This is a genomic window from Brevibacillus parabrevis (assembly GCF_003710905.1).
Lineage (GTDB): Bacteria > Bacillota > Bacilli > Brevibacillales > Brevibacillaceae > Brevibacillus > Brevibacillus parabrevis.
The window spans coordinates 432,096-447,312 of the sequence record NZ_RHHV01000012.1; the positions used below are offsets into that span (position 1 = coordinate 432,096).

A 15,217-nucleotide genomic window follows, 5' to 3' on the forward strand; every position below is an offset into this window, starting at 1 on the left:
ATAAGCAACAAATCAACCATAAGGAGGTGACGAGATGAATGTAGCCAATCTGACTCCGCCGGTAGGCTCGGCTGGTAGTGTAACATCTGCCACTGGTACTGCGGGCAATGGAGAAGCTGGCTTGGGACAACTGTTTTCGCTGCAAATGCTGCAATCTTTTGAAGCGATGCTCGATTCCAAAGGCGCCGTTGCGGCTCCAGAAGGCTTGTCAGAAGACGACCAGAAATTGCTGGATGAACTGATGGCGCTGATCGCTCAACTGCTTGCCGCCAGTCAACAAGGCAATCAAGAATTGAATGGACAAGTAGAAGAGAAAGCAGCAGCCGTTGAACAGCTTTTGGGAAAAGCGTCTGGGCTTAGCCAGGAACTTCAGGCACAGTCCGGAATGGATCTGAAACAGCTTTTGTCCAAGCTTTCGCAAAGCGAGACTTCTTCCGAGGAACTGAACAAGTTGGCCGCACTTCTCGAGTCCCTGAAGAACCAGAAAGGCAATGAAAGCAAGCAAAAGAACGGGGTTTTGCAACTGCGTTCCGAAGCGGTTCCCGTTCTGAATGCTTCGCAGCAAGAAGGGTTCAAGACAATTTCGCCTTTGCGAATGAATCAGGGCTTGGCTGCCTACAAGCTGGAGGCGGGAGTAGCCACGCAAACGGTTCAACCTGCACTTTCCGGCAGCCTGTTGAACCAAGAAGGAAATCAGGAAGACGGCGGCTTGACGATGGCCAACCAAAACCCGGTTGTCGCCCAGCAAACGACGCAAACGCAAAACGCTTCCTTCCAACAGTCACAAGCACAGCCGCATCATGTGAATGCGAACCAATTGCCGCAGCAGCTCACACAGCTGTTTGTCTCGAAGTTGCAACTTGGCGGGCAAAACGGTGTGCATGAAGCTAAGCTGATCTTGAACCCGCAATCACTTGGACAAGTAGACGTGACAATTACGTCGCACAATGGCGTGATCACTGCTCAGTTCCACGCTGAAACGCAGGCAGGCAAAGATTTGCTCGACAATCAGCTTCCGCAATTGCGGATGGCATTGACGCAGCAAGGCTTGCAGGTGGATCGACTGGAAGTCAACCAGCAGCAGGACACCGCATTCAACTTCCAGCAGCAGCGTGAGCAAGCTGGACAACAACGAGAAAACCAGCAGCAACAGAAAGAGGAAGAGCAAGAGTTTGCTCTGGACGCACTCGTAGACAGCAGTGAAACGAGCGAGTCGCTCTGGAATCGCCTGCGGGAATCGGCCCGCGGAGTGAACGATCTCGTCTAGGATTGGAATGAAGGAGGAAGCAGCATGAACCAATTTCGTGTCGCGCAGCCCTATTTCCCTCCGAAAACGAATCACGTCACCAAAACGGCTGCCCAAACAGCTCAGGGGACTGGCAAATCGTTTCAACAGTATTTGACGGAAGCGACATCGCCAACTGCCAAGACACAGCCACTATCGTTCAGTCAGCACGCTATTAGCCGCTTGCAGCAGCGTGGAATTGCCCTTGGCGGACAGCAGATGGAGCGTTTGGAGTCAGCGGTTCAAAAGGCAGCCTCCAAAGGCGCCAGAGAATCTCTTATCATCATGGATAACGTGGCTTATGTCGTGAGTATCGTAAATCGGAAGATCATTACCGCTGTGGACGATGGCAGCATGAAAGACAACGTATTTACAAACATAGACAGCGCCATCTTCGTATAAATGGCCTGTACGGGCTGGACCTCCCAGGAGGAAGCCTGATGGTTACCGAACGACAGAGGTAATCTAGACAAGCGAGAAAGCAGAGGAGGAAACAGATCATGCTTCGTTCCATGTATTCAGGTATCTCAGGTATGCGTGGCTTTCAAACAAAGCTCGATGTCATTGGTAACAACATTGCGAACGTAAACACAGTGGGCTTCAAAAAGGGCCGCGTGATGTTCCAAGACATTTTGAGCCAAAACGTGCAAGGCGCCGGTGCTCCTACTGACGGAGGAAAAGGTGGTACCAACCCGACTCAAATCGGTCTTGGTTCATCGATTGCATCGATTGATACCGTGTTTTCTGCGGGAAGCCCGATGACGACCAACTTGCCAACGGACCTTTCCATCGAGGGTGACGCCTTCTTCATGGTGACTCCGGATGATGGCGCAACGATCTACTATACACGCGCTGGTAACTTCACCCGCGATTCCCAAGGGTTCCTGGTAAACCCGCAAGGACTCAAGCTGTTGAACTCGGACGCTGCTCCGATTCAAATCAACCAGGCTGACGGGATTGTCTCTTACTCGATCGGCAAGGACGGCGTAATCACTACCGTAGATGAAGCCGGAACGCTCGCTTCCGACAATACGGTCGGTGTCATGACCTTCAACAACCCAGGCGGTTTGAAAAAGGTCGGCAACTCCCTGTATGAGAACACAGTGAACGCGGGAGCGCGCGATGAAGATCCAATGACACCTGTTACCCCAGGTACAGCAAAAGTGAGCGTCATTGCCGGACAACTGGAAATGTCCAACGTTGACCTTTCCGAAGAGTTTACGGAAATGATCGTCGCGCAGCGCGGCTTCCAGGCCAACTCGCGGATCATTACCACTTCCGATTCCGTTCTCGAAGAATTGGTGAACCTGAAACGATAACTTCTTGCAGTGGGTTAGGGAGGGGAAGCGATTGACTCCTTCCCCTGCTTGATCCCAGGAGGAGCACACGATGATCAAACTGACCCGTTTTAACGGCACTGCTTTTTATCTGAACATTACTCACATTGAAACTGTTGAAGCGACACCAGACACTGTGATTACGTTGTTCAACGACAGGAAGTACATCGTGAAGGATTCTATCGAATCGATCGCTGAACGTGTTCAGGCTTTTTATCAAAATGCTCATCCGATAGCGACTGCACCCAAGCTGCCGGACGACTTAAATGAATAGCGGGAGGCATTGCGATGTTTCAAAATCGTTTGTTTAACATGGCTCTAATTATCATCATCGCGATTTCGCTACTGGGAGTAATCTCGTTTGTCCTTTGGCAAACATACCTCTCTCCGGCCGCTCAGACGGCCAGCACGGAACAAACAGAAATGAAGCCTTTGTCCGCGAAGGAAATGAAAGAGTACTCCGTTGACACAGGCGAAATTACGACCAATCTGCTGACGAACAACTACATGATCGTGCGCTTTAGCATCACAGCGGACAGCTCGGATGCGAAAGCGGAGCTGGAGCAACGTTTGCCCCAGGTCAATCAGGTCATTATCAAAACGTTGGCTGGCCTGACGCCAGAAGACATAAAAGGAACAGAAGGCGTAAACAAGCTGGAAGCAAAAATTATGAATGAAATCAGCTCCCTGATGCAAGAGGGCAAGATCGTGCAAGTTGTGACGACCAAGCGCGTCTTGTCATAAAGGAAGCGATCACACGGATACATAGCAAGGAGGTGACGACATATGGCCGAGGTTCTCTCACAAAGTGAGATTGATGCGTTGTTGGCCGCTCTATCATCTGGCGAGATGGATGCCAACGAGCTGAAAAAAGAAGAGACTGAGCGCAAAGTCAAAGTGTATGATTTTAAACGCGCGTTGCGGTTCTCCAAAGATCAGATCCGTGGCTTGACGCGAATCCACGAGAACTATGCGAGGCTGTTGACTACTTATTTTTCAGCTCAGCTCCGTACCTTCGTGCAAATTACGGTTGCCTCCGTCGATCAATTGCCGTATGACGAATTTATCCGCTCCATTCCCAAGATGACCATCTTGAACATCTTCGAAGCTCCACCTTTGGAAGGACGAATGGTCTTGGAAGTCAATCCAAACATCGCCTATACCATGCTGGATCGGCTTCTTGGTGGCCAGGGTGCAATCCCGGAAAAAATGGGTGCACTTACGGAAATTGAAACAACGGTGATGGAGCGAGTATTCGGCAAAGCGCTGGATACTTTCCACGAGGCATGGAAGCAAATTATTGAGCTTGATCCGTACCAGGAAGGACTGGAGATGAATCCCCAGTTCATGCAGATTGTCTCGCCAAACGAGATTGTCGTCGTAATCTCGTTCAGTACCAAAATTGGAGATACGACAGGAATGATCAACCTCTGTCTGCCTCACGTTGTACTGGAGCCAATCATGACCAAGCTCTCCGGGCAATACTGGTTCTCCAAGCAGAAAAAGACGCGGGATGAGGATGAGCGCCTGCGGGTCGAAGAGCGAGTCAAGGTTGCCAAACTGCCGATTATTGCAGAAATGGGAACCGCTACAATTACAGTCGGCGATTTCTTGCAACTGCAAAAAGGAGACGTCATTCAATTGGATCAGTCGCTTGATACCAAGCTGAAAATCAAGATTGGCGATCAGCTGAAATTCCTGGGACAACCAGGGACACTCAAAGGCAGAATGGCTGTGCAGATTGATGAAGTCATAGAGGAGGGGGAGGAACAAAATGAGTAGAGATATGCTTTCTCAAGACGAGATTGACGCGCTGCTTCGCGCGAACAACTTGGTTGAGGACGAAGAGGAAGCAGGACCCATGGAGAGTCAGGATGTGGCCGATTTTCTTTCCCCATTTGAACAGGATGCGCTTGGCGAAATCGGAAATATCTCCTTCGGTAGTGCAGCGACTGCGTTATCGACTTTGTTAAGCCAAAAAGTAGATATCACCACGCCGACGGTTTCCGTTGTCAATGTGGATGAATTGGAAAGTGAGTTTCCGATTCCCCATGTAGCGGTCCACGTTGAGTACACCGACGGTTTCAAAGGGATTAACCTGCTGGTTATTCGGATGGAAGATGCGGCTGTCATCGCAGACTTGATGATGGGCGGCGACGGCAGACCTGCCAATACAGAAATGTCCGAGCTGCACATCAGTGCGGTACAGGAAGCGATGAATCAGATGATGGGTTCTGCGGCGACGTCCATGTCGACGATTTTTAACCAGTTCATCAATATTACGCCTCCAGGCATCGACGTCATGGATTTGGCCCAAGGCAAGGGCGGAGACAGCTTCTCGGACGATGACAGTCCGTTGGTCAAAGTTTCCTTCCGTCTGAAGGTCGGGGAACAGGGAGAATTGATTGACTCCAATATCATGCAGCTTTTGCCGCTTTCGTTCGCGAAGAAGATGATCGATCGACTGGTTGGCGGATCAGAAGGCGAAGCAGCAGCAGCGCTTGTAGCGGAGACAGAAATGCCTTCTATACCGGCAATTACCCAGTCGGCTCCACCAGCCCAACCTGTGCATCAGGAGCCTGTACAGAGCCACGTACCGCCTGTAGCGCCGCCTCCTGTGCAGCAACCGCCACAGGTGCAGCAACAACCGCCTGGAGGCTATGCTCCACCGCCTGCATACCCAGGCCAACCGATGTATCCAGATCCTTATGCGCAGTATGCGATGCCACCGGGCTATGCGCCGTATCCAGGTGCTTATCAGCAACCGCCAATGGCACCGCCACCGCCTCAGCATTTTGGCAGTCCTGCGGTTAACCAGGCAAACGTCGTTCCGGCACAGTTTGCGCCGCTTGGAACAACGCCTATGTATGCAGGAGACAATCAAAACTTGAACCTTTTGCATGACATTCCGCTGCAAGTAACCGTTGAATTGGGACGGACCAAGAAGCTGATCAGAGAAATTCTTGACTTGTCTGCTGGTTCCATCATACAGTTGGACAAGCTGGCAGGTGAACACGTGGATATCTTGGTAAACAACAAGCTGATTGCCAGGGGCGAGGTTGTCGTTATCGACGAGAATTTCGGGGTTCGCGTAACAGATATCATCAGCCAGTTTGATCGTGTTCAAAAATTGCAATAAAAACAAATCAAGAGTCAAGTATTGGGGAGGATCTATCCATGTCGAACAAAGTATTAATCGTTGATGATGCAGCATTCATGCGTATGATGATCAAGGAGATTTTGTCCAAAAACGGATACAGCGTCGTAGGGGAAGCTAGTGATGGCGCACAAGCAGTAGAAAAATACAAAGAATTGGGTCCGGATTTGGTTACGATGGATATTACCATGCCGGAAATGGACGGAATTTCCGCTCTGAAGGAAATCAAAAAACTCGATCCAAACGCACGTGTGATCATGTGCTCTGCGATGGGACAACAGGCAATGGTTATTGACGCCATTCAGGCGGGGGCAAAAGACTTCATCGTGAAGCCATTCCAAGCGGATCGCGTATTGGAAGCGATCAAAAAGACTTTGAGCTAATGATGAAGATCCGGAATGCAGGGATGAGACTATCCTGGGTCTTCTGTCTGATCCTGTTGCTGTCTGTCTTAGCCCTGCCCATTGCCGTCCATGCGGAAGGTACTGTTGCCGATGCGTACAACCAGAAGAACACAGAACAGAGCAATGCGCCCGCCGGCGGCGAACAGCCGGCGGCCATTCCGGGCAGCGGAACAGGAAGTATGATCGGCTATCTGGTTCAAGTCGTTTTTTCACTAGGCTTTATCGCTGTTCTGATCTTTTTCCTGCTCCGTTTCCTCGGACGGCGTCAAGTCGGACAAAGTCAAGGGCCGATCAAGATCATCAGCGCAGCCGCTCTCGGCAACGGGAAGACGCTGCAAGTCGTCATGATCGGAGAGTCCTTGTACATTGTAGGTGTGGGTGATAACGTCCAGTTGCTTAGACGAATCGAACCGGGTGAAGAAGTGGATCTGATCTTGTCTGATGCCGAGATCGGGCCCATAAAAAATCCGCTTTCGCTAAGCTGGCTGCCCTTTGGCAAAAAAAAGCAGGCTGACGAAGAGTTGCTGTTCTCATCCGATGTGGATGGAAAAACGTTTCAAGACCTGCTGAAAGGCCAATGGGACAACGTGAAAAAACGGCCACTCCACTCCGAATCGTGGGACAAAGAGGAAGCTTCCGACAGAGGGGACCGAAAATGAAACATTTTTTGCAGGTGCTCGTGCTTGTCGCTGTGATGCTCCTGGTACCAGAGATAGCGCTTGCTGCGCCAGCGGGATCACCGCTTATTCCGAGCATTGATTTGCAAATTGGCGGCGGCAATGGGACACCACAGGAGACATCTTCAGCGATCCAGATTTTGCTAATTTTGACGGTGCTCTCTGTTGCGCCAGCTATATTGCTCCTGATGACAAGCTTTACCCGAATCGTCATTGTCTTGTCTTTTGTGCGAAATGCCTTGGCGACACAGCAAATGCCGCCCAACCAGGTACTGGTGGCACTCGCGCTGTTCCTGACGTTTTTCATCATGGCACCGACCTTCGGGAAGGTGAACGAAACGGCTGTACAACCGTTTATGCAGGGCAAGCTGACACAGGAACAGGCATTCAACGCGGCTGTCATTCCTTTTAAAGAATTTATGGCCAAGCAAACACGCGAGAAAGATTTGGCGCTGTTTTTGGAATTTACCAAAGCGGAGAGACCGAAGACGATTCAAGATATTCCGCTGACTGCTCTCGTACCTGCTTATGCGATCAGTGAATTGAAGACAGCTTTTCAGATCGGGTTTATGATCTTCATTCCATTCCTCGTGATCGACATGATCATATCCAGTATTTTGATGGGGATGGGGATGATGATGCTGCCGCCCGTCATGATTTCATTGCCGTTCAAAATTTTGCTATTCATTATGGTGGACGGCTGGTATTTAGTTGTGAAGTCGCTCTTGACCAGTTTTTAGCGGCATTCCGAAGGGACCAGGAGGGTAGACATGACACAGGAATTATTAATGCAAATTGCCCAAAACGCTGTTTATACCATCCTGCTGATATCCGCACCCGCACTCGGGATTGCCTTGCTGGTCGGATTGATGGTCAGTGTTTTTCAGGCAACGACACAAATCCAGGAGCAGACCCTTGCATTCATCCCTAAAATTGTTGCCGTGTTCATTACCATCTTGGCAGTGGGACCGTGGATGCTTCGCGTCATGCTTGATTTTACGATGGGGATTTTTGGCAACCTTCATCGTTTTGTCGGATAGCTTATGAATCTTTATCTCGTATATTTGCCCGTTTTCTTGCTCGTGTTTGTCAGGATGAGTGCCTTTTTCGTCGCAGCTCCCTTTTTCTCGATCAAGGGTGTGCCAGCCCACTTTAAAATTGGCTTGGCATTCATCGTTGCCCTGATCAGCTTTCAAACGTTGCCTGTACAAGGACAAATTCCTCTGGACCTGACGTTTGTACTGTATGTGATGAAGGAAGCGCTGATTGGCGTCATACTCGGTTACATTTGTGAGTTGATGTTCATCGCCATCCAAGTTGCCGGAGGACTGATGGACATGCAGATGGGTCTGGCCATGGCAAACGTGATCGACCCGAAAACAGGCGCGTATGTCCCGATTACGGGTAACTTCAAAAACATGCTCGCTGTCTTGTATTTTTTCAGTATCAACGGACATCACATGCTGCTGCGCGGCATCATGAGCAGCTATCAGGTAATCCCGGTTGATAAGATGTGGGCTGCTTTTGGCAGCGAGGCTGTGATGATGACGGCGGTAAAAGTGTTTCAGAACATGTTTCTGAGCGCCTTTATGATGGCGGCACCCATCGTGGTCGCACTGTTTCTCGTAGACCTCTCTCTTGGTATTATCGCCAAATCCGTCCCGCAGTTTAATATCTTTGTTGTCGGATTGCCCATCAAACTGCTTGCAGGCTTCCTGCTCCTGATTGTCGTCATGCCCGCCTTTTTATTGACGCTAAGCGGATTGTTCGACCACATGTTCCGGGCACTCGCGGAAATGATGAAATCGCTCGGAGGATCACCATGACGCAGAAGAGGTTCCTTTTACCCGTAGACCTGCAATTTTTTAGCGGAGAAAAAACGGAGAAGGCGACTCCCAAGAAAAAAGAAGATGCACGAAAAAAGGGGCAGGTGGCCAAAAGCCAGGATCTGTCGCCCTCCATCGCGCTAACAGGATTCTTTTTTTTGCTGATGATGCTCGGTTCATCCATGCTCGGTACGTTTCAGAACCTCATGCGTGAAGCGCTGATTACTTTCACGAGCTGGCAGTTGAACGAAGAGAATCTCAAAGTGATCGTCATGACAATGACCTTCGAGGCGATAAAAATTGTGGGGCCTGTCCTGGGGCTGTCTTTTTTGCTTGCTTTTGCTGTCAACTACATGCAGGTGGGATGGATGATCAGTACAGAGCCGCTCCAGATGAAACTGGAGAAGTTGGACCCGATTAAAGGAGCCAAACGCATTTTTTCCATGCGATCAGTCGTTGAGCTTCTGAAGTCGCTGTTAAAAATCAGTGCTTGTATGTACGTCGCCTATGTTATTTTGTGGAATTCAAAGGAACAAGTAACCCAGCTTTCTTTGCTCTCACTGGGGAGCGTCCTGTCGTTTACGGCAAACGAAGTAGCCAAGCTCGGGATTTACATCGGTTTGCTGCTGTTCATCCTGGCGATTATGGATTACGCCTACCAGAAATATGAACATGAAAAGAATTTGCGGATGTCCAAACAGGATCTTAAAGACGAGCACAAGCAGGCGGAAGGGGACCCGTTAATCAAAGGGAAAATTCGTGAAAGGCAAAGGAGCATGGCGCTTCGCCGGATGATGCAGGAACTGCCCAAGGCAGACGTGATCATCACGAACCCGACCCACTTTGCCGTCGCAATCCGCTACGATGCCAGTGCAATGAGCGCGCCTACTGTATTGGCCAAAGGCCAGGATTACATGGCGCTGAAAATCAGAGAAGTGGCCAAGAAGCACCGGATTGTTACGATGGAAAACAAGCCCCTGGCCCGGGCTCTCTATAGTCAAGTTGAAATTGGACAACAAATTCCCGAAGAGATGTTTAAAGCGGTCGCGGAAGTTCTCGCGTACGTCTACAAGCTGCAAGGGAAAGTGAAATAACGAGGAAGGAGGATGAACAGTGGGATTTCGAATCAAGGAAGTAGGTACGATTTTATTTGTAATAAGCATTGTTGTCATGATGGTAATCCCACTCCCTTCTGGGCTGCTTGATCTGTTGCTGATATTGAACATCTCCCTTGCGTTGACGATCTTGCTTGTGTCGATGTACACAAAAGAAACACTGGAGTTTTCCATCTTTCCGACAGTTCTGCTGATTACGACGTTGTTTCGTCTCGCCCTGAACGTATCCACTACACGGAACATCTTGTCGCACGGGGAAGGCGGGCAAGTCATTGAAACCTTCGGAAGCTTTGTTGTCGGAGGCAACCAGGTCGTCGGATTTGTCGTGTTTCTGATTCTGATCATCATTCAGTTCATCGTCATTACAAAAGGTTCAGAGCGTGTCGCAGAGGTAGCTGCACGTTTTACGCTGGATGCGATGCCAGGTAAGCAAATGAGTATCGACGCAGATTTGAATGCCGGGATGATTACGGAAGCAGAAGCGCGAGTGCGGAGAAAAAAGATCGAAAACGAAGCAGACTTTTACGGGGCCATGGATGGTGCGAGTAAATTCGTAAAAGGGGATGCAATCGCGGGAATTATCATTTTTATTGTAAACATCATCGGCGGCTTTATTATCGGGATGCTCGTGCATGGCTTCAGCTTCCAGGAATCCGCTTCCCGTTTCACTACCATGTCGGTCGGGGACGCGCTGGTCAGCCAGATTCCTGCCTTGCTTATCTCGACTGCTGCAGGTATTATTGTCACTCGCTCCACTTCCGGAGAAGGTCTGGGAGAGGACATCGCTCGGCAAATGTTCTCCTTCCCGCGTCTGTTGTACATCGTGGGAGGCTGCATGCTCTTGCTCGGCCTTTTCACGCCAATCGGTCTTCTGCCAGTTTTGCCCGTGTCGGGGATTATGGGATTTGCCGCATGGCGCATGGACAAAAAGCAAAAAATCGAGATTCAGGAATCGGCGGACAAGGTGGAGGAGCAACAAATCGAAGAAGTGCGCAGCCCGGAAAGCGTGGTCAACCTGTTGCAAGTCGACCCGATCGAGTTCGAGTTCGGCTACGGTCTGATTCCGCTGGCAGATGTGAAACAGGGGGGAGACTTGCTGGATCGCGTGATCATGATCCGCAGGCAGATTGCGTTGGAGATGGGGATTGTCGTTCCCGTCATCCGCATTCGCGACAACATTCAGTTGCGGCCAAATGAATACATGATCAAGATCAAGGGCAACCAGGTGGCAAAAGGGGAAATTTTGCTCGATCACTACCTTGCCATGAGTCCGGGAATAGAAGATGATTCCATTGTCGGGATCGAAACAGTAGAACCTGCGTTTGGATTGCCCGCATTATGGGTAACAGAAGAAAATAAGGAGATTGCAGAGCTTTCTGGCTACACGGTAGTCGATCCGCCGTCTGTGGTGGCGACACACCTTACCGAAATCGTCAAGCGCCATGCGCATGAGCTGCTTGGCCGCCAAGAAACGCGAGCGCTTATCGACAACGTTCGAGAAGTGGCGCCGGTTTTGGTGGACGAGCTCATTCCGGGACTGCTGTCGATTGGCGATGTGCAGAAGGTGCTCCAGAAGCTTTTGCGGGAGAAAGTGTCCGTGCGCAATCTTCAAGTCATTCTCGAAGCTTTGGCGGATCATGCCTTGTTTACCAAAGACCCGGATGTGCTCACCGAGTACGTGAGACAGGCGATGTCCAGGCAGATTACGTTACAGTTTACAGAGCCAGGGCAGCCTTTGCGGGTAGTGACAGCAGGCGCTGGTCTGGAAAAAGCAATCTCCGAGCGGGTGGAGCAGTCGGAGCAAGGAAGTTATCTGGCGATGGACCCTGATACATCGCAACGAATCTTCCAGGGTATGTCGGCAGAAGTGAGCAAAATGATCAACTCCGGTCAACAGCCGATTCTCCTTTGTTCTCCGGCGATCCGCATGTATCTGCGTCAGCTGGTTGATCGAATGATGCCCGACGTTCCTGTATTGTCATACAGCGAGCTTGAGCCACATGTTGAAGTGCAAAGCGTAGGGATGGTGAACATTTCGTGAGAGTAAAACGTTACATTGTCGATTCGATGCCAGAAGCGATGGAAAAAATCAGACTCGATCTGGGGATAGACGCAGTCATCCTGAACTCCAAATCGATCAAGACGGGCGGATTGTTCGGTATGTTTGGCAAACAAAAAATCGAAGTGATCGCTGCCGTCGATGAAAAGGTGCCCGAGCGCGGGAACACCTTGGTCGCGGATGAACATCGGTCGAAGGACGTTTTCTCCTCCAAAGGACAGGCCGGCACCTACACGGCACAACAGGCTTACCGGAAGGCGAATCTGGCTAAGGAGCCTGCCGAGAAGACCGCGACTTTGCCCAATGAGCAAAGAGCAGAAGCTGCTTCGAAAGCAGCTCCACCGATGGTAGCTCCTCGAACGGAAGCGAGAGAACAGCCATCGGTGCAACAGGCGGAAATTCCGGCGCAAGTGCCCCATGTATCACCGGAATCAACAGGTGCTGCCGGAAACAAAGCGGCAAATGACGCCCTTGCCAATGAAGTGCGCGATATGCGGCAAATGTTCCAAAAGCTTTTGGTCAATGACCTGAGCCAACAGCTCCCGCCTGCTGTTCAAGAAGTGCGCAGCCGGCTGGTGAGCCAGGAAGTAGGGGAAGAGGTTACCGCGGAAATCATCCGCAAGCTGCTGGAAGCGAAGAAGCCTGAGGAAACGTGGGATCAGGAGACAGCTTTCGGCGAGGCGCGAAGCATCATTTCTTCCATCGTTGCCTCGTATGCGCCAAAAACATCAGGGATTCGCAGGGATGTGCAGTACGCTTTCTTTTTTGGCCCTACAGGCGTTGGCAAAACAACGACGATCGCCAAACTGGCAGCGAGCAGCATGTTGAAGGAAAAGCGCAAAATCGGCTTTATCACCGCGGACACGTACCGGATGGCTGCGGTGGAACAACTGAAGACGTACGCGAACATCTTGAATGTGCCGCTCGAAGTGGTGTTTTCTCCGAAGGAAATGGTTCCGGCCATGGAGCGTTTAAGCGACTGCGACCTGATTTTTGTCGACACCGCAGGCCGTAACTTCCGCAACGATGAGTACGTGCAAGGCATCCGGGAACTGGTGGAGCATGGGAAGAACAGCATGAATTACCTCGTGCTGAGCCTCAGCTCGAAGTACAACGATATGAAGACGATCGTGGAAAACTTTGCAGAGGTGCCTGACAAGCAGGTCATTTTTACCAAGGCAGATGAGACAAACAGCTACGGTTCCGTTTTGAACATTTGTCACGAGAGCAAGCTTGCACTCTCCTACTTCACTACGGGACAAAACGTCCCAGATGATATCGTAGTGGCTACACCAGAGCTGGTAGCAACGATGATTATGGGAGATTGACTGGATGAGAGACCAAGCAGAACAACTTCGGATGCGCATGCAGCAGTCAGGTGCGAAAGAAAAAACGACGCGGCTGGTGACCGTAACGAGTGGAAAAGGCGGGGTCGGCAAATCCAATTTCAGTTTGAATTTTGGACTTGGATTGCTCGAACGGGGTCATAAAGCCGTATTGTTCGACGTCGATCTCGGGCTTGCCAACCTCGATGTATTGATGGGAATTACCCCGAAAAAGCACTTGTTTCACTTGCTTGAGCCGGACACGGATGTGTGGGAGATCATCGAGCATGGGCCAGGCGGACTGGAATTTATTGCCGGAGGTTCGGGCTTCACTCAGATCATGCAGCTGGACGAAGCCAAGCTGGATCGCCTGTTTACTAGGCTTGAACCGTTGCAGGGCTATGCGGATACGATCATCTTTGATACGGGAGCAGGCTTTTCCAAAGAATCGTTGCGCTTCATGCTCTCGTCTGACGAAGTCATTCTGGTGACGACGCCAGAACCGCCAGCGATTACGGATGCCTATGCCGTCATTAAGATGCTTCACGCGCGAAACCCTGCGATTGTGATTCGTCTGGTCATTAACCGGGCTTCCTCGGAAAGAGAAGGCAGAATGACAGCGGACAAGCTTGCGATGGTAGCCAAACGTTTTCTGGATATGGACATCCAGTCGCTCGGATATGTTTCAGACGACCCGCACGTATCAAAAGCTGTCAAGCAGCAGCGTCCTTTTCTACTTACATATCCGCAATCGCAAGCCGCAAAGAGCATTCGGAACCTGGTTGACCGATACTTGGACAGCCCGACCGGACAGGATGCGAAAACAAATGGACTGAAAGGCTTTCTTGCGAGGCTGAAACACTTCATACGTTGAGACACATAGGTAGGAAGGGAGTGACATTCGATTGAGCAAAATTCGAGTTCTGGTCACAGATGATTCTGCATTCATGCGTAAAGTTATTAGCGACATTTTATCAGGTGATCCTGAAATTGAAGTGATTGATCGAGCAAAGAACGGACTCGAATGCGTGGAGAAATGCAAGCAACTCAGTCCGGATGTCCTCACCCTGGACATCGAGATGCCGGTAATGAACGGCTTGGAAGCGTTGGAAAAGCTCATGGTTGACTGTCCAGTTCCAGTGGTCATGCTGAGCAGCCTGACACGCGAGGGAGCTGAGGCGACGATTCAGGCTCTGGAGCTTGGAGCATTTGACTTTATTACCAAGCCTTCCGGACCGATCTCACTCGATATCCACAAAGTGGCGGATCGGCTGATCGAAAGAGTCAAAGCGGCAGCTGCTGTAAAAGGCCGCATGCGCAGGACGCTCAGACCGAGTCGGCCTGCCGCGCCGGAACCAACGCGCCAAAGTCCAATTCCTGCCCCCGCTCCGTTGCGCCCTGCGCAGCCGGTGATCAATGCTTTGCCTCGCATCCAAAACAACGGGAAAGCAAGGTTGGTCGTGCTGGGAACATCGACAGGCGGACCGAAAGCGCTGCAAAATGTGCTGACGGCAATTCCGGCCGGGTTCCCTGCACCGATCGCGATTGTCCAGCACATGCCGGCCGGGTTTACGAAGTCGCTGGCGCAAAGGCTCGACTCTCTGTGCCAGATTCGGGTGACAGAGGTAACCGACGGGGAATGGCTGGAGCCGGGCACGGCCTATATTGCACCGGGCGGATATCACTTTGAGGTACAGCAGGTGAGTGGAAAGCTGCAAGCGCTATTGCACCAGCAAGAGCCACGAGGAGGCCATCGTCCTTCCGTAGATGTCCTTTTTGAATCTGTGAGTCGATTGACAAATGTAGACAAATGGGCAATTATCATGACAGGCATGGGAAATGATGGGACCAAAGGTCTGAAGCAAATGAAGGAGTTTGGACCTGTTACCAGTATTATCGAAGACGAGTCGAGTTGTGTCGTATTCGGGATGCCACGAGCGGCGATCCAGGCAGGACTGGCAGATCATGTGGCCCCATTAGAAAAAATTCCAGAGCTGTTGTGCAAGCTCTTGCACTGATTTTGGGAGGTGGA

At 50.8% G+C, this 15,217-nt stretch carries 17 protein-coding genes; all 17 read left to right on the forward strand.

Annotation, left to right across the window (positions count from 1 at the left end; all coding sequences use genetic code 11):
- Window positions 1-34: 34 nt before the first annotated feature.
- Window positions 35-1,267 (forward strand): flagellar hook-length control protein FliK, encoded by a 1,233-nt coding sequence (locus EDM60_RS18010; protein ID WP_122965199.1) that lies wholly within the window; start codon window positions 35-37, stop codon window positions 1,265-1,267.
- A 24-nt stretch (window positions 1,268-1,291) separates the two neighbouring features.
- The gene (locus tag EDM60_RS18015; protein ID WP_063227628.1) at window positions 1,292-1,687 is read left to right on the forward strand and encodes a TIGR02530 family flagellar biosynthesis protein; all 396 of its coding nucleotides are present in this window, start codon (window positions 1,292-1,294) and stop codon (window positions 1,685-1,687) included.
- Window positions 1,688-1,785: 98 nt separating this feature from the next.
- On the forward strand, window positions 1,786-2,604 hold the full coding sequence (gene flgG, locus EDM60_RS18020; protein ID WP_122965200.1) for a flagellar basal body rod protein FlgG: 819 nt from the start codon (window positions 1,786-1,788) through the stop codon (window positions 2,602-2,604).
- Between the two features lie 70 nt (window positions 2,605-2,674).
- Window positions 2,675-2,896, forward strand: coding sequence for a flagellar FlbD family protein (locus EDM60_RS18025; protein WP_122965201.1), 222 nt, complete (start codon window positions 2,675-2,677; stop codon window positions 2,894-2,896).
- A 14-nt stretch (window positions 2,897-2,910) separates the two neighbouring features.
- Window positions 2,911-3,366 carry a flagellar basal body-associated FliL family protein gene (locus tag EDM60_RS18030; RefSeq protein WP_122965202.1) on the forward strand — a complete coding sequence of 152 codons (456 nt, stop codon included), beginning with the start codon at window positions 2,911-2,913 and terminating at the stop codon, window positions 3,364-3,366.
- A 42-nt stretch (window positions 3,367-3,408) separates the two neighbouring features.
- Window positions 3,409-4,404 carry a flagellar motor switch protein FliM gene (gene fliM / locus EDM60_RS18035; RefSeq protein ID WP_063227624.1) on the forward strand — a complete coding sequence of 332 codons (996 nt, stop codon included), beginning with the start codon at window positions 3,409-3,411 and terminating at the stop codon, window positions 4,402-4,404.
- Window positions 4,397-5,761 (forward strand): flagellar motor switch phosphatase FliY, encoded by a 1,365-nt coding sequence (fliY, locus tag EDM60_RS18040; protein ID WP_122965203.1) that lies wholly within the window; start codon window positions 4,397-4,399, stop codon window positions 5,759-5,761. Before fliM ends, fliY begins: the two co-directional genes overlap by 8 nt.
- 38 nt (window positions 5,762-5,799) lie before the next feature.
- On the forward strand, window positions 5,800-6,162 hold the full coding sequence (locus tag EDM60_RS18045; protein WP_005834238.1) for a response regulator: 363 nt from the start codon (window positions 5,800-5,802) through the stop codon (window positions 6,160-6,162).
- A gap of 23 nt (window positions 6,163-6,185) precedes the next feature.
- Window positions 6,186-6,842 carry a flagellar biosynthetic protein FliO gene (locus EDM60_RS18050; RefSeq protein ID WP_229049699.1) on the forward strand — a complete coding sequence of 219 codons (657 nt, stop codon included), beginning with the start codon at window positions 6,186-6,188 and terminating at the stop codon, window positions 6,840-6,842.
- Window positions 6,839-7,600 carry a flagellar type III secretion system pore protein FliP gene (gene fliP, locus EDM60_RS18055; protein ID WP_122965205.1) on the forward strand — a complete coding sequence of 254 codons (762 nt, stop codon included), beginning with the start codon at window positions 6,839-6,841 and terminating at the stop codon, window positions 7,598-7,600. The genes EDM60_RS18050 and fliP overlap by 4 nt, the downstream gene beginning before the upstream one ends.
- 30 nt (window positions 7,601-7,630) lie before the next feature.
- Window positions 7,631-7,900, forward strand: coding sequence for a flagellar biosynthesis protein FliQ (gene fliQ, locus EDM60_RS18060; RefSeq protein WP_063227620.1), 270 nt, complete (start codon window positions 7,631-7,633; stop codon window positions 7,898-7,900).
- Window positions 7,901-7,903: 3 nt separating this feature from the next.
- Window positions 7,904-8,686 (forward strand): flagellar biosynthetic protein FliR, encoded by a 783-nt coding sequence (gene fliR, locus EDM60_RS18065; RefSeq protein ID WP_122965206.1) that lies wholly within the window; start codon window positions 7,904-7,906, stop codon window positions 8,684-8,686.
- Entirely contained in the window at window positions 8,683-9,780 is a 1,098-nt protein-coding gene (gene flhB, locus EDM60_RS18070; protein WP_122965207.1) for a flagellar biosynthesis protein FlhB, read from the forward strand. The genes fliR and flhB overlap by 4 nt, the downstream gene beginning before the upstream one ends.
- Before the next feature lie 19 nt (window positions 9,781-9,799).
- Window positions 9,800-11,842, forward strand: coding sequence for a flagellar biosynthesis protein FlhA (gene flhA / locus EDM60_RS18075; RefSeq protein ID WP_122965208.1), 2,043 nt, complete (start codon window positions 9,800-9,802; stop codon window positions 11,840-11,842).
- Window positions 11,839-13,188, forward strand: a complete 1,350-nt coding sequence (gene flhF, locus EDM60_RS18080) for a flagellar biosynthesis GTPase FlhF (protein ID WP_122965209.1) — start codon at window positions 11,839-11,841, stop codon at window positions 13,186-13,188. Before flhA ends, flhF begins: the two co-directional genes overlap by 4 nt.
- A gap of 4 nt (window positions 13,189-13,192) precedes the next feature.
- The gene (locus EDM60_RS18085; RefSeq protein WP_122965210.1) at window positions 13,193-14,059 is read left to right on the forward strand and encodes a MinD/ParA family protein; all 867 of its coding nucleotides are present in this window, start codon (window positions 13,193-13,195) and stop codon (window positions 14,057-14,059) included.
- Between the two features lie 31 nt (window positions 14,060-14,090).
- Window positions 14,091-15,203, forward strand: a complete 1,113-nt coding sequence (locus tag EDM60_RS18090) for a protein-glutamate methylesterase/protein-glutamine glutaminase (RefSeq protein WP_122965211.1) — start codon at window positions 14,091-14,093, stop codon at window positions 15,201-15,203.
- Window positions 15,204-15,217: the final 14 nt, after the last annotated feature.

Excerpts from the sequence above, each read along its gene's own strand:
- fliQ (WP_063227620.1), top strand. The coding sequence starts at position 7,631 with ATGACACAGGAATTATTAATGCAAATTGCCCAAAACGCTGTTTATACC.
- EDM60_RS18045 (WP_005834238.1), top strand. The coding sequence starts at position 5,800 with ATGTCGAACAAAGTATTAATCGTTGATGATGCAGCATTCATGCGTATG.
- fliP (WP_122965205.1), top strand. The coding sequence starts at position 6,839 with ATGAAACATTTTTTGCAGGTGCTCGTGCTTGTCGCTGTGATGCTCCTG.
- EDM60_RS18030 (WP_122965202.1), top strand. The coding sequence starts at position 2,911 with ATGTTTCAAAATCGTTTGTTTAACATGGCTCTAATTATCATCATCGCG.
- fliR (WP_122965206.1), top strand. The coding sequence starts at position 7,904 with ATGAATCTTTATCTCGTATATTTGCCCGTTTTCTTGCTCGTGTTTGTC.
- fliY (WP_122965203.1), top strand. The coding sequence starts at position 4,397 with ATGAGTAGAGATATGCTTTCTCAAGACGAGATTGACGCGCTGCTTCGC.
- EDM60_RS18010 (WP_122965199.1), top strand. The coding sequence starts at position 35 with ATGAATGTAGCCAATCTGACTCCGCCGGTAGGCTCGGCTGGTAGTGTA.
- fliM (WP_063227624.1), top strand. The coding sequence starts at position 3,409 with ATGGCCGAGGTTCTCTCACAAAGTGAGATTGATGCGTTGTTGGCCGCT.
- flgG (WP_122965200.1), top strand. The coding sequence starts at position 1,786 with ATGCTTCGTTCCATGTATTCAGGTATCTCAGGTATGCGTGGCTTTCAA.
- EDM60_RS18085 (WP_122965210.1), top strand. The coding sequence starts at position 13,193 with ATGAGAGACCAAGCAGAACAACTTCGGATGCGCATGCAGCAGTCAGGT.
- EDM60_RS18015 (WP_063227628.1), top strand. The coding sequence starts at position 1,292 with ATGAACCAATTTCGTGTCGCGCAGCCCTATTTCCCTCCGAAAACGAAT.
- flhB (WP_122965207.1), top strand. The coding sequence starts at position 8,683 with ATGACGCAGAAGAGGTTCCTTTTACCCGTAGACCTGCAATTTTTTAGC.
- EDM60_RS18025 (WP_122965201.1), top strand. The coding sequence starts at position 2,675 with ATGATCAAACTGACCCGTTTTAACGGCACTGCTTTTTATCTGAACATT.
- EDM60_RS18050 (WP_229049699.1), top strand. The coding sequence starts at position 6,186 with ATGAGACTATCCTGGGTCTTCTGTCTGATCCTGTTGCTGTCTGTCTTA.